Genomic DNA, 14308 nt, shown 5'->3' with positions numbered 1-14308 from the left:
TTCGGACGTTCATTAACTATTTCTTTTGCAATTTAACAGCCGTGCCGTAAGCAGCCACCATGTTCATATCAGCACCCATTGATCCTGAATCAAAACGCATCATAATCACTGCATCAGCACCCATTTTAGCCGCGTTATCACGCAACCGCTCCAAAGATGAATTACGTGTCTCTTCAAGCAATGACGTGTAGGCCTTGATTTCACCACCCACGATGGTCTTCAATCCAGCCCCAATATCTGCAACGACGTTCTTTGAGCGTGTCGTTAGGCCGAAGACCTCACCTAGTGTTTCCACCACTTCATAACCCGCAATATTTTCTGTCGTCGCAATGATAATATCATTTGCATTCGCCATGTTTGTTTATCCCCCTTAGTTTTTCTATTGTAATCATACCGATATAGTCTGGTCAGTGGCAACCAAATTTGTGTTTAATAATTAATTGTTCCAGCAGCCATCCCTGGATTAGACGAAGAATCCATCGTGACAGTTGCTTCGTGTGGCGTCATACGGAATTGGTAATGCACTGACGTTGTACTGTTTGGGTCAGTGGCCTGCATATGATACCCACCGTCTACATAACGAATCCCACTCAAAGCCCAAGATGACAGGTCTGTTTGCGTGTATTGATTGACTACTTCACGCACCGCTTGCGTCAACTGATCAATCGATGCATTTGGATCACTAAAAATATCATACTGAGATGCCGTGGTAGTCGACACTGCCATACTTGTCGATTCAGTCCCAGCTTCAGCTACCGATGTATTATCATTACTAGTCGCAACGTCAACGCTTGATTGGCTAACTGATGTTGCCTTATTACTTGTCACTTGCTTTGCACTTTCAGATTGCAACGAACTTAAAGCACTCTCCGCTTCACTAAGTCGTCGCTCCTGTTGCTGTTTTGAATCATTATGTTGTTGCCATGCGTAATACCTACCGGCGCCACAAAGTGTCACAACTGGCACCGCGATATTCGTCGCAATCATTCCTTTTTTAACCATCTACTAAATCCCCCCTTAGTCAAACTTGTGCTTATTACCTTGGATACTACCAAAGAAATATGACCAAATTTAACAAGAGCTATTTGTCGTTGGTTATCAATTACTTCGTAGTTGCGAGAGCTCGTTCAATATCCTTAACCATCTTGCTTGGCGCTGTCGTCGGCGCATAGCGTGCAATAGGTTGGCCATCGCGCCCAATCAAAAATTTCGTGTAATTCCACTTAATGCGACCGTGACCAGACTCAGCCTTCAAGTAGTCGAACAACGGTGCTGTCTCATCCCCGTTAACTGCGATCATTTCTGTCATTGGAAATGTGACGCCATAATTTTTTCGGCAAAATGCGCCAATTTCAGAAGTATTATCCAATTCTTGTTTGAATTGATTAGATGGGCATCCAATAATCGTAAACCCCTCATCTTGGTATCGATCATACAGCGCTTGGAGATCCGTTAATTGCGGGGCTAGGCCACACCTGCTTGCCGTATTAACAATAACCATCACATCCCCTGTAAATTGTTGCAAGTCTAGCTCTTGGCCCCCTTGGGTACGTTCTTTAAAATCGTAAACAGTCGTCATATTGTTTCCCCCATATAATCATTCCTGTGCAATCGCTTCTACAATTATTGTAACCGTTTTTCCATGGCAAATTTATTATATTTTGGCATCATTATTAAATAATGTAGATTAAAAAAGACGGTTCTATTCTTTTTGGCGTTGGTGGTTAATCGCCAACGCTTTTTTGCATTTATCAATCATTCTCAGAACAACAATAAAAACACCAATAGCTCGGTGTATCCTAAAGTCGTCTAAGACCAAAATACAAGGAGAGCTATTGATGTCTTTAAATGATTCTATCCTACGTAGCGTCGGATTAACAGACCCAAATTTCGAATTTTTAATGGATGATAACGGTGAATTCAACCACATCTCATATCGTGGAAAAGATAATCATAAAACTATCGTTTATGAAGCTGCACTACACGGTGATATGGATCGATGCACGTTGTGTGGCCAAGAGAGTATATTAACCAAAAATGGTTTCAGCAAACCCACCGAAGTAAAGCTACCCGCAACTAACGGTTTCGACAACCGCCTACGCCTGCGTAAGCAGCGCTATTACTGCCATGAGTGCAACGCTTCCGTAGTTGTGTCATCACCCGATTTAGAAGAAGCCCGAAACATCTCTAAACCCCTACGCCTTCAAGTTATTCGACTGGCTATGGAGGATATTTCAGAGAAAGTTATCGGTTTTATTTTGCGTCTTTCACACTCAACAGTTCACCGTGTTATCAACGACGAACTCCAGGATTATCGTTATGACTACAGTCATTTACCAGCAGTTCTAAGCTTCGATGAAATTCGAATTAGCAGATCATACGCTTTCGTGTATGCATCACCTGACAACTTTATGGAGATATTGCCAAGTCGTGATTTAAACACAATCCGAAGTTATTTCTATGGCTTCTCTTTGAAGCAACGCCAGGCAGTCACGCACGTCGTCATGGACATGAACGCTAGCTACGCTACCCTCGTGCCGGAACTATTTCCTAATGCCCAAATTGTCATTGATCGATTCCATATCGTTCAACTAATGACCCGTGCCATCAACACTATTCGCACAGGCATTCAGCATCTACTTGATAAGCACTCTCGTGAATACAAAATAATGAAAAACGGCTGGCGCCTTTTCCTCAAAAAATACAGCAACTTAGAAACTACCCATCGTAAATATATGCGAGGCTTGAACGAATATATCACGGAAGAAGAAGCTCTCACGCTAGTGTTCAAATCATTTCCGGTTCTCGAGGCGGCTTATTTAGTGTACCAAGAAGCTTTAGAAGCAATGGACAAGCGTAGCCCCGAGCTAATTCATGCATTGATCAGCACTTACAAACCGGTGGGTTCCGCCATGGACGTGACCATCGGTACTTTTAAGCGCAATTTAAAAGGCATCCTCGAAAGTCTTCGTTGCCCATGGTCAAACGGTAAAATCGAAGGCATCAACCGTCGCCTTAAGCAAATAGCTCGTACCGCATACGGTTATCAAAACCTCGGTAATTACATGCGACGCATCCGTATCCAAATGAAGTATGGAAAATTCTAAAAAAAGTGGTGACAACATTTCTGTCATCACCACTTTTTGCGACTCTTCAAATCGCGTTAATTTTCAAATTCATTGTCGACCAACGCTATTTGGCATAGAGCCCTTTTTGTTTGTCTCATATTACATGTCTTGCTCAAAATCAGCAGGCGTGTACAACTTAAAGACTTTTGTAAACAATAAGTCGACTACGAAACCAGCAACAGCTGGCACAATCAACCAAGTCAACAAGGCTGGGAAAGCACCAATCGTGTGCGTTACGATATCTCTTTCGGCACCATCAGCAATCATTGATTGAATTGGTGAAACCATTCCAATCCAACCGAAACCAGCTGATGTAGGCGTTCCTTGTACGTTGAAGATTGCCACTGGGATAGCTGAGATAGCTGCTGCAACCAAGAAGCTCAAAATCATAATAGGCTTCTTGAAAATTGCTGGCATCATACCCTTCATCGCACCCAAGAAGATGGCAACCGTCGTTCCCTTCTTGTTAACCTTCCATGAGTTGATCAACAAGATAACTGTCGTAGCAACAACACCAACACCTGCAGCACCAGCACCCAAACCTGACAAGGCGATTGCCAAAGCAATTCCAACCGTTGAGATAGGCGTGATAATGATGAATGAGAAGGCCATCGCAATCGCAATTGACATTGGCAATGGTTGCAAGTCAGTTGCCAAACGCACAGCATCACCAACCCAAGTCGTGATGTAAGCAACGTATGGAGCAATTGCCTTACCAAACAAAGCCACACCACCACCAATAACAATTGGGCTCAAGATAATCGCTACTGAACCAAAGCCCTTTAGGTACTTTGATACTAACCAGATAACCAAAACTGCAACCGCAGCGACGATGATAGCGTTAATCACGTCACCAGCGCCAGCTGCGATGTACACGTTAGCAGGTGCCGTCAACTTAACGCCTGTCACTGGGTTTACGAAGCCAGCAGGTGCCGTTGCCCACTTTAGAGAACCAGCAGATGCACCAACCGCAATCGCCATAACACCCGCATCAAGCGCCTTCATGCGGAATTGCATGGCAACCGCAAGACCAATCAACAACGGAATGAATGATGCGAACAGCGTCAAAATCGCTGACAAATCAAGTGCCCATTGCGCCGTGCCGAACATCTTCAAGATGTACTTCATTACGGCAGATGGCAAAACACCAATCAAGATACCTTGGGCAGATCCAGAAAGCACCTTGAAGAAGAAATCCTTCAACTTCAGCTCGTATGAACCGTCAAAAAATTCGCTCGTCATAATATTCAATTAACCTTTCAAACCAAAAACTCAATTCCCAACAAATTCTCGAAAACCGCTGAATCTCACAACAGTCGGCATTTCATTTGGAGAGGATTATAAAAATGAATAATTACTTACAAAAAGCAAGTTATCACAATTAGTATTCAACTGCAATAGCTGGAGTTTCACCATTAATAAATGCCAATGAGGCATCCATTGATTGGTGAACCATTTCAAGCACAGCCTTTGTCGTGTAGAAAGCCGTGTGAGGCGTAACCAAAACGTTCTCGCGGGCAATTAAGTCAGCAATCTTAGCGTCTGGGAATTCCTTATCTGACCAGTCGACATTAAACAAACCAACTTCTTCTTCGTAAACGTCCATCGCAAAGTCTGAAATCTTACCTGAATCCAAACCAGCAATAACTGCGTCGATATCCATCAAGTTACCACGTGAAACGTTAACCAAGACAACGCCGTCTTTCATCTTTGCAATTGACTCTGCGTTGATCATGTGGTGGTTAGCTGGGACACCTGGTACGTACAATGAAATAACGTCTGCTTGTGCGTACAACTCATCCAACGTATCAACGTAGATGCCTTCTGCTTCCAACTCTGCGTTGCGGTACAAGTCGTAAGCGATTACCTTGGCGCCAAAGCCCTTCAAGATGTTAATTGCAACACGACCAATGTGACCAGTACCGATAACACCAACCGTTTGCATGCGTACTTCACGTCCAATTGTTGGTGCCCAACGCAAGTCATGGTTCGCAATCTTGGCGTCCAACGCCTTCGCGCGACGCAACAAACGTGACATTTGAATCATTGAGTGCTCAGCAATGGCATTTGGTGAGTAAACAGGTACGTTTGAAATTGAAAAATCAAATTCGCGAGCGGCATCGAAATCAATGTTATCCGTACCAACGTTACGTAATGACATCTTATTGATGCCCAATTCGTGCAATGCCGTCAACGTCTCACGTGTGTAGTCCAATTGTTGGTAGACATTAACTGCATCAGCACCTTCTGCCAACTTAGCCGTCTTGGGATCCAACAACTTGTCAGTGTACCCAACTTCAACTTCCGGGTGAGCGGCAATCCACTCGTTCAATGATGGCTTTTCGTCTTCACGAATACCGTATGCAAAAATCTTCATAACTAAAATCCTCCAAAGCGTTTCTTAACACTTATTCATTATAGGGCAACTTGTGAATAAGTCAACATGCTTTCCCAAACTAGTTTCACATAGTTTTGTCCCATTTGGACAAAACTCGGGCCAAAACACCCACCAATGTCACAGTAGTATGTCAAACGGCGTATCTTTTGGCCCTTTTTTTGCTGCATAAAAGTTCACAAATTTCACGAATAATTCACATTCGGCCCTAAAAAACGGTCAAAAACCACTAAAACTCCAACTTATCGGAATACGCACTATTAATCTAAGAAAAAAACATGCCCAAACGACGATATTAAGGACATGTTTATGACGAATATTAACGATTTACTTACGATCGTCAGCGTTCTTCATGATCTTATCAACCAGACCGTATTCAAGTGATTCTTCCGCATCCAACCAATGGTCACGTTCCGTATCACGTTCAAGACGCTCATATGGGTTGTCTGTGTTTGCAGCCAAGATTTCATTCAACTTCTTACGCGTCTTCAAAATCTCTTCAGCCGCAATCGCAATTTCAGTTTGTTGACCTTGTGCACCACCAGATGGTTGGTGAATCATAAACTGAGAGTTAGGTAGCATAAAGCGCTTGCCCTTTGCTCCTGATGAAGCCAAGACTGACGCCATTGAAGCAGCCAGGCCGATAACAATCGTTTGTACATCGGCGTGAATGAAGTTCATAGTGTCATAGATGGCCATACCGGCATTAACTTCTCCACCAGGAGAGTTAATGTACATGTAGATATCCTTATCTGGATCTTGTGCATCCAAGAATAGCAATTGGGCAATGATTGCCGTTGCCATTTGTGATTCAATTGGTCCACTGACCATGATAATACGGTCAATCAACAAACGTGAGTAAATGTCGTAAGAACGTTCACCACGTGATGATTGCTCAATAACGTATGGAATTGGGTTCATTTTTTATTTCCTCCTGATGTTCAAATCATAACATACCTATATTTTAGACATTTCGTCAAACATGGTCAAACAAAATGAGGCCTTCTAGTTGATTCCTTTAGGAAGTGCCCCCGTAGTCCGTAAATCATCAGCCATCTTCGAGAGTTTACGCAGACGATGATTAACCCCTGACTTAGAAATTTCACCAGACGGCACGTATTGACCGAGTTCCGACAACGGTTCCTCGCGATGGGCAAGCCGAACCTCAGCAATTTCACGTAACTTTTCAGGCAGACGGGCTAACCCAATTTCTTCATCTAAAAATTCAATATCATCAATCTGCTTTTGGCTGGCGTTAACTGTCTTATCCAAATTAGCATTCTCGGCATTAACTAATCGGTTAACAGAATTACGCATATCCCGTAGAATACGCACGTCTTCCATTTTAAGCATGGCATTAGTCGCCCCAATCACCATTAACATATCACCGATTTTTTCAGCTTCTTTTAGATAAACAATGTAACCTGACCGGCGATCAACGACTTTAGCATTTAAATCAAACCGATTCATCAAGCCTTCCAATTGGTGCGCTTGTTCTTCATACAATGAATAAATCTCCAAGTGATACCGACTTGTTTCTGGATTATTAACCGATCCGGCCGCTAGAAACGCCCCACGCAAATAAGAACGTGCTTTACCTTCATCAGCTAGCCAGTCATCTGGTACCGTTGGCAATAATTCAAAGTCTTCAAAAATGTGCAAATCATCCAACAATTCATTTACACCTTGCACGATTCGCACGACATACAGATTATTCTTCTTCAGTTTCATCTGGCGTCGGACCGAAATTTCTGACGGCAACTGGTAGAACTGTTGGAGCAATCCCAGAATCCGTCGGGCTGTCGCTGCATTCTCAGTTTGTACATTCAGCGTAAACCGCATGTTTGCTAGTCCTAGCGAACCATTCATTCGCAACAATGCTGACAATTCAGCCTTCGCATTATCTGGATTGTTAATCTCAAGCATTGTTAATTCTTTTTTCACATCACTTGCAAATGACACAGTTTACACCTCCTTTTTATATTTCGGGCGAGTTAGCAATTTGCATGATTAATTGGGCCACAGTATCACCATTGTGAAAGGCACCATCATCCCGCAACTCTAACAAATCGCCCAAGACAGGTACCGCACCTTCTTGTCGGACTTCTTCCGGATCAAACGTCACCTGGTGCGAGACCTCATTCCACTTCTTCCAATCGATATAGTCTTCTGGTACGACGCCAGTATTCATAATCACAGCATCAACGACGTTATCACCCACGTGTCGATTAATCGCGCGAAGGTGATCAGCATCTGAGAAATCATCAGTTTCGCCCTTTTGCGTCATGATGTTCGCAATGTAAACCACTTTCGCCCGGGTTGCCTTTAATGCTTCAGCGACGTTAGGAACCATCAAATTTGGTAAGACACTCGTAAACAAACTTCCTGGTCCTAAAACAATCACATCTGCGTTCAAAATGGTGTTAATGACCTCTGATGGCGCTTGCGCAACTTCATTCGTCGAATCATCTTGCGGTGTCACCCAAATACTATCAATGCGCTTGTGGGCAGCCGTAATTTCAGCTTCACCAGACAAAGTCGTGCCGTCTGAAAATGTGGCATGCAACACCAGCGGCTCGTCCGCTACCGGATACACATGGCCCCGTACGCCCATGACTTTTGCCAACGTCTGAACGCCTGTAAAAATGTCACGTTCCTTTTCTGCCATCGCCGCAATAATTAAGTTCCCCAACGCGTGATTCGCTAGCATTTCATCCTCTTTATGAAAACGGTATTGGAAAATATCAATAATTTCTTGTGGCAAACTCGATAAAACAGCCATCACATTTCGAATATCACCAGGCGGTACCATATTGAGATAATCACGCAACGTTCCAGAAGAGCCACCATCATCAGCCACCGTAATAACGGCAGTTAAATCAGTATCATACTGCTTCAACCCCCGCAAAATCACTGGTTGGCCGGATCCACCGCCAATGACAACAATCTTTGGCCGTGTCGTTACTTTAAAAGTCTCTGTCATGAGCGATTACTGCTTTCTTTGCGACGCTCAGTATCACGGTGGTATTCGTTTACCTTCCAATCAGTCGCCAAATCTTGGCTCAAGCGGTGTGCATACGCCACCGATCGGTGTTGACCGCCAGTGCAACCAAAGGCAATCGTTAGTGTACTTTTGCCCTCAGCCTTATACTTTGGTAACAACCACTTAATCAAGCTACTTTGACGCTCATAAAATTCTTCGGCATCTTCACTTGACCAGACATAATCCCAAACTACCTTATCCAAGCCTGTTTGTTCACGCAAAGTCGTGATGTAGTAGGGATTCTTTAAAAAGCGCACATCAATAACCAAGTCAGCATCAACTGGCACACCATACTTAAACCCGAAGCTCATCACTTGCACAGAAAAAGTCCCCGCACGATCAGCATCCGACCCGAAATGTTCTTGAATATAGTTACGCAATTGACGAGGAGCAAAATCATCTGTATGAATCACTTCGCTCGCCATATCATGAATTTCTGTTAGTTGTTGACGTTCAGTTTGAATACCGTACAACGTTCCCCGGTCACCTGACAGCGGGTGCGAACGACGTGTTTCCTTATAGCGGGCCACCAATTCTTCATCCGTCGCATCGATATACACAATCTTCAAATCATACTTATCATGATTTGAAGCTGACATAATACGAATCTCGTCATCTAAGTCAGCGAAAAAACTTTGTGACCGCAAATCGATCATCACTGCAGCCCGCTGAATGTTTTCTTCATCAGAAATCATTTGCCAGAATTTTGGCAACATAGCAGGTGGCAGGTTTTGAACAGTAAAGTAACCAAGATCTTCAAAGGCTTGAATAGCAACTGTTTTACCAGCGCCACTCATCCCCGTAACGATAACCAATTCTTTTTTAGGCATATGCATCCCTCCGAACATATAATGTGTCTAGGTTATTATACCATTGAGAGAAAACGCCCGGCTATGTGGTTTTTGTGAACCGTTAACTTGATATCAAAAAACTCCCTAGATAGCTGATTTCAGCCTTCTAGGGAGTTTTTACATAACGCCAAGAATTACTTCTTGTTGTTCGCTGCCTTACGTGCATCGTGCAATGCCTTCAATGCTCGCTTGCGAGTCTTAATGTTTGGACTCTTCATCTTACGACGAGCTGATGCCACATCCAACTTTTCAGCCATGATGTTTACCTCACTTTTAGTCTTTATTTTCTTCAAAAATGTAACTTACAAAAAAGTAGTATACACGCATCAAACCCCAAACGCAACCTAAAAGGCCAACCGTAACATGCACTTAATCTTTACTTTGCCGTCGGCGCAGCCGCACGTTCGCGGTCACGTGTCATAATTGGGCCAAGATATTGACCTGTATATGAAGCTGACACGGCAGCGATATCCTCTGGCGTACCGGTGGCAAGCACTGTTCCACCACCTTCACCGCCTTCTGGACCCATATCAATTAGCCAGTCAGCTGTCTTGATGACATCCAAATTGTGTTCGATAACCAAAACAGTGTTACCACCATCAACTAGACGTTGTAACACTTCAAGCAAGCGTGAAATGTCATCAACGTGCAAGCCAGTGGTTGGTTCGTCCAAGATGTAGAATGTCTTACCAGTTGACTTACGTTGCAGTTCTGACGCCAACTTCATCCGTTGTGCTTCACCACCAGACAATGTCGTCGCTGATTGGCCAAGCGTTACATAACCCAAACCTACATCAACAATCGTTTGCAACTTACGACGAATCTTTGGAATTGGGGCGAAGAAGTCGACAGCTTGTTCAGCCGTCAAATTCAAAACATCAGCGATCGTCAAACCACGATACGTTACTTCAAGCGTTTCTGAGTTGTAACGGGTTCCACCACAAACTTCACATGTTACGTAAACGTCAGGGAGGAAGTTCATCTCGATTTTGATGACACCATCACCCTTACATGTCTCACAACGGCCACCCTTCGTGTTAAATGAGAAACGGCCTTTGTTATAGCCACGTAGCTTAGCTTCATTTGTCTGCGCAAATAGCGTGCGAATATCATCAAAAACGCCCGTATACGTCGCTGGGTTTGAGCGTGGCGTACGCCCGATTGGACTTTGATCAATATCAACAATCTTGTCGACATTCTCAAAACCGGTTATCTTCTTGTACTTACCAGGCTTTTCAGAGTTATTGTTCAACTCCATCTTCAAAGCTCGCTTCAAGATTGTGTTCACCAGCGTTGATTTTCCAGAACCAGAAACCCCCGTCACGGCGACAAACTTGCTTAACGGAAAGTCAACTTTCACATTTTTCAAGTTGTTTTCCGATGCACCAGTAATCGTAATTTTTTTACCGTTACCCTCACGTCGCGTTTCAGGAACTGGAATAAACTTCTTGCCTGATAGGTATTGTCCCGTTAGCGAGTTATCATTTGCTTCGATTTCTGCCGGAGTACCCGTCGCCATGATTTCACCACCATGGTCACCAGCCCCTGGCCCCACGTCGATGATGTAGTCTGCCGCTTTCATCGTATCTTCATCGTGTTCAACGACAATCAACGTGTTACCTAAATCACGCATCTGCTTCAATGAATTAATCAAGCGGTCATTATCACGTTGGTGCAACCCAATTGATGGCTCGTCCAAAACATACATCACACCCGATAGGTTTGACCCAATTTGCGTTGCCAAACGAATACGTTGTGCCTCACCACCCGACAACGTTCGCGCTGAACGAGAGAGCGTTAGATAGTCTAGCCCAACGTTCTTCAAGAAGCTCAAACGATCCGTAATTTCCTTAACAATGGGAGCTGCAATCTGACTGTCTTGCTTACCAAACTTCACATTTTCAAAAAATTCCAATTCCTTATCAACTGGCATCTCTGACACTTGACCAATGTGCTTGTCACCGACCTTAACCGACAAAGCAGCTGGGTTCAAACGGTATCCGCCACAAGCGTTGCAAGTCAATTCGTCCATGTAGCTACGCATTTGTTCACGAGTAAAATCAGAATTTGATTCACGGTAGCGACGGTCGATGTTATTGATCACCCCTTCGAATGGGACGTCAACATCACGCACCCCGCCAAAATCATTTTCATAGTGGAAGTGGAACGGCTTCAAACGTGAGCCATACAGCACCATGTCTTGTTGATCAGCAGTCAATTCTTCAAATGGGACGTCCATTGGAATCCCAAATTGCTCAGCAAATTGGCGCAACATTTCTGGGTAGTATGATGATGAAATTGGGTTCCAGGCCACAATAGCTCCATCAGCCAATGACTTTGACTTATCAGGAATAACTCGGTCAAAATCGACCTCAAGTGTCATCCCCAAGCCCCCACAGATTTCACACGCTCCCATGGGTGCGTTGAATGAAAACAGCTGTGGTTCCAGCTTCCCCACCGCAAAGTCCTTCAACGGACCAGTGTAGTGATCTGAGAACGTGATTGGTTCACCACCAATCACATCAACCGTCACAACCCCTTCGGCCATGCGCATTGCTGATTCAAAAGACTCGAACAAACGTGCGCGTGACCCATCCCGCAAGATAATACGATCAACCACAATTGAAATATCGTGATACTTGTTCTTATCCAACATCAGTTCGTCGGTGATTTCATGCATCTCACCATCGACCATGACACGGACAAAGCCTTCTTTTTGAATACGTTCAAAAGCCATCGCGTGCGAACCACGCTTATGACGAACAATTGGTGATAGGATTTGCATTCGCGTGCCTTCATCCAAGTTCTCCGTCAAATAATTCAGCATTTGGTCAATTGACGTCTTCACAATCGTGCCATCTTCGGCCGCGTCAGGCTGCCCAACACGGGCAAACAATAGACGATAATAGTCGTTAATCTCAGTTACCGTACCCACCGTTGAGCGAGGATTTTTTGAGGTCGTCTTTTGATCGATAGAGATAGCAGGACTTAATCCTTCAATGGCATCTACATCTGGCTTATCCATTTGTCCTAAGAACTGACGGGCATAGGCAGACAAACTTTCAACATATCGTCTCTGTCCTTCTGCATATAACGTGTCAAAGGCAAGTGAACTCTTACCAGAACCAGAGAGTCCGGTCATCACCACGAATTTGTCACGGGGAATCGCCACGTCCACATTTTTCAAATTGTGAGCGCGCGCGCCGTGAATATTGATCCAATCATTGGCCATTTCGGACAGCCTCCTTCATGTGTTTTTAGTTAGTACTATTATACCCCTAAACGCAAGTGAGGTGTTAGTTATAACCTAACACCTCACTTGCTTTCTTAAATTAAATTCAACTTGACTTATTCTGAATAAGGCGCATTATGCTTCAAAAAGCAGTTAAACCATACAAAGTTTAGCACTCCCAAGGCCACCATAAACCAAAAGACATGCTGGGCACCACGCGCCGTTTGCATTGCAACAAAGGCCACACTATCAGGATTCATCTTCATCAACAATGACGCCACCGTTGTTCCGATAGCGCCAGAAAACTGCTGTGCTGTGTTAAAAATCGCATTACCATCTGCGCGCTCAGCCAATGATAACTCTGCTAGCCCAACGGTCATCGACGTACCAAAGGCTAAAGTCCGGCTGAGCGTCATCAACAGGTAAAAGATTGTCATTGAGATGACAATGCCATTCATCGTCATCATCGATCAACCCATCATAATCACAACAAACACTGCATTACCTGCCAACAGGGGCATCTTTGGTCCATACACATCATACGCACGCCCATAAATTGGATTCGATAACGCTCCTGCCAAAGATACCGGCATCAAAGCAAATCCGGCAATCATCGTTATCACTCCCAAGGATAATTGGACAAATGTCGGTACGGCAAAATTCACCATCAGTGAGACAAACACAACTGGTAACACCAATAAGAAAATTTCACGCCAAACTATGTAATAGACCACGACACCACCAAAAATTGGGTCAAAGGCTGGGGCCAACGATAAAATCATCGTGCCAAACCCCATATACTTACCAATACGTGCCATCGGAACATTTCAAGGATAATATTAAAAACCAATGATGTGATGACACCTGTTCCAATTCCTTGAATCACACGGCCAACTAACAGCAATGCGAAGGAATGCAACACAATCACCATGATATCCCCAATCAAGAATGCCACAATCGCGATGATAAAAATTTGTCGTGGATTGAATTTTGCTTTTAAAAACGCTGAGGTGGTCATCACCAATGATACTATTAGCAAATAGGCCGTAGTCAGCCACTTCACCACACTGAAATATTAAATCGCTTCATCAAATCCGGAAAGGTTGCGTTCATGGATGTATCTGTTAAAATACCCGTAAACGCTAAAATACCAATCCCCACAATCGCCCAAATAATCTGCGGACTAACCGTTTGACCTGTTTTCGCCATACATCACTCACCCCTATTATTTCAATATCCCTAGTTTTCCTCAAACCCATACCCACAACAACACTAAATTAACGTATAATGGGGACTAGTTATCATTCACTTGGAGGTCGCTATTCATGAATCATAAGGCAGCTAAAGCCTGGTCAATCACTTGGATTGCGCAACACGTTGCTTCATTTATCCTGCTTGCCGGCGCGGTACTGGCCGCAGCGATTGCATTGACTGCTTTGATTATTGCGGTCGAGGAAATCGTGGCTTTGATTACGATGCAACACTTAATCAATACATACACAAACATTTACGGTAATGCCTGGCCAACTGTCTTGTGGCACTTTATCGTCGTCTTCTCGCTGGTTGCATTCTGGTCATCCCTAGATACGTTTGTTCCTGAACCAAAAACAGAAGCTTAATTAAAAACGGTCACACCTGACACAATGAATTGTGCGGTGT

The 14308-nt window shown here is 43.9% G+C and carries 17 protein-coding genes; 2 read left to right on the top strand and 15 right to left on the bottom strand.

The genetic code is table 11. The features are described 5' to 3' along the window. Positions 1–16: 16 nt before the first annotated feature. The 3 genes from EST42_RS04855 to EST42_RS04845 all read right to left on the bottom strand — a co-directional run bounded on the left by EST42_RS04855 (position 17) and on the right by EST42_RS04845 (position 1579). On the bottom strand, positions 17–355 hold the full coding sequence (locus EST42_RS04855; protein ID WP_010371450.1) for a heavy metal-binding domain-containing protein: 339 nt from the start codon (positions 353–355) through the stop codon (positions 17–19). 74 nt (positions 356–429) lie between these two features. After that, on the bottom strand, positions 430–1002 hold the full coding sequence (locus tag EST42_RS04850; RefSeq protein ID WP_134644459.1) for a hypothetical protein: 573 nt from the start codon (positions 1000–1002) through the stop codon (positions 430–432). A gap of 100 nt (positions 1003–1102) precedes the next feature. Then, entirely contained in the window at positions 1103–1579 is a 477-nt protein-coding gene (locus tag EST42_RS04845) for a glutathione peroxidase (RefSeq protein ID WP_134644458.1), read from the bottom strand. 259 nt (positions 1580–1838) lie between these two features. Between EST42_RS04845 and EST42_RS04840 the strand changes: the two genes are divergently transcribed. Then, the gene (locus EST42_RS04840; RefSeq protein WP_134643756.1) at positions 1839–3107 is read left to right on the top strand and encodes an ISL3 family transposase; all 1269 of its coding nucleotides are present in this window, start codon (positions 1839–1841) and stop codon (positions 3105–3107) included. 120 nt (positions 3108–3227) lie between these two features. Here EST42_RS04840 and EST42_RS04835 read toward each other — a convergent pair whose 3' ends face one another. From EST42_RS04835 to EST42_RS11025, 12 genes are all read right to left on the bottom strand, one after another. After that, positions 3228–4370 (bottom strand): PTS sugar transporter subunit IIC, encoded by a 1143-nt coding sequence (locus tag EST42_RS04835; RefSeq protein ID WP_134644457.1) that lies wholly within the window; start codon positions 4368–4370, stop codon positions 3228–3230. A gap of 139 nt (positions 4371–4509) precedes the next feature. Beyond that, positions 4510–5505, bottom strand: coding sequence for a D-2-hydroxyacid dehydrogenase (locus tag EST42_RS04830; protein ID WP_134644456.1), 996 nt, complete (start codon positions 5503–5505; stop codon positions 4510–4512). 345 nt (positions 5506–5850) lie between these two features. Beyond that, complete coding sequence (locus tag EST42_RS04825; RefSeq protein ID WP_010372244.1) at positions 5851–6444, bottom strand: ATP-dependent Clp protease proteolytic subunit; 594 nt, start codon at positions 6442–6444, stop codon at positions 5851–5853. Positions 6445–6528: 84 nt separating this feature from the next. Beyond that, a complete protein-coding gene (gene whiA, locus EST42_RS04820) occupies positions 6529–7485 on the bottom strand; it encodes a DNA-binding protein WhiA (RefSeq protein ID WP_099088478.1) in 957 nt (318 codons plus the stop codon). Between the two features lie 16 nt (positions 7486–7501). After that, positions 7502–8506: a gluconeogenesis factor YvcK family protein gene (locus EST42_RS04815; protein ID WP_134644455.1), complete on the bottom strand. Its 1005-nt coding sequence runs from the start codon at positions 8504–8506 to the stop codon at positions 7502–7504. Further along, complete coding sequence (gene rapZ, locus EST42_RS04810; RefSeq protein WP_134644454.1) at positions 8503–9396, bottom strand: RNase adapter RapZ; 894 nt, start codon at positions 9394–9396, stop codon at positions 8503–8505. Before rapZ ends, EST42_RS04815 begins: the two co-directional genes overlap by 4 nt. Positions 9397–9551: 155 nt before the next feature. After that, positions 9552–9674 carry a putative metal homeostasis protein gene (locus EST42_RS04805; protein ID WP_010372234.1) on the bottom strand — a complete coding sequence of 41 codons (123 nt, stop codon included), beginning with the start codon at positions 9672–9674 and terminating at the stop codon, positions 9552–9554. A 119-nt stretch (positions 9675–9793) separates the two neighbouring features. Further along, complete coding sequence (gene uvrA, locus EST42_RS04800) at positions 9794–12649, bottom strand: excinuclease ABC subunit UvrA (protein WP_134644453.1); 2856 nt, start codon at positions 12647–12649, stop codon at positions 9794–9796. A 116-nt stretch (positions 12650–12765) separates the two neighbouring features. Beyond that, a complete protein-coding gene (locus tag EST42_RS11040; RefSeq protein WP_245150384.1) occupies positions 12766–13116 on the bottom strand; it encodes a hypothetical protein in 351 nt (116 codons plus the stop codon). Positions 13117–13119: 3 nt separating this feature from the next. Continuing rightward, entirely contained in the window at positions 13120–13467 is a 348-nt protein-coding gene (locus tag EST42_RS11035) for an MFS transporter (RefSeq protein WP_245150383.1), read from the bottom strand. Next, the gene (locus EST42_RS11030; RefSeq protein WP_245150382.1) at positions 13428–13712 is read right to left on the bottom strand and encodes an MFS transporter; all 285 of its coding nucleotides are present in this window, start codon (positions 13710–13712) and stop codon (positions 13428–13430) included. Before EST42_RS11030 ends, EST42_RS11035 begins: the two co-directional genes overlap by 40 nt. Next, on the bottom strand, positions 13709–13858 hold the full coding sequence (locus tag EST42_RS11025) for a hypothetical protein (RefSeq protein WP_245150381.1): 150 nt from the start codon (positions 13856–13858) through the stop codon (positions 13709–13711). Before EST42_RS11025 ends, EST42_RS11030 begins: the two co-directional genes overlap by 4 nt. A 116-nt stretch (positions 13859–13974) precedes the next feature. Here EST42_RS11025 and EST42_RS04790 point away from each other — a divergent pair, with 116 nt between their 5' ends. Continuing rightward, positions 13975–14268: a hypothetical protein gene (locus EST42_RS04790; RefSeq protein WP_134644452.1), complete on the top strand. Its 294-nt coding sequence runs from the start codon at positions 13975–13977 to the stop codon at positions 14266–14268. The last annotated feature ends 40 nt before the right edge of the window (positions 14269–14308 follow it).

It is taken from the genome of Weissella cibaria, assembly GCF_004521965.1.
Lineage (GTDB): Bacteria > Bacillota > Bacilli > Lactobacillales > Lactobacillaceae > Weissella > Weissella cibaria_A.
This window is presented reverse-complemented; position numbering and strand designations above follow the sequence as displayed.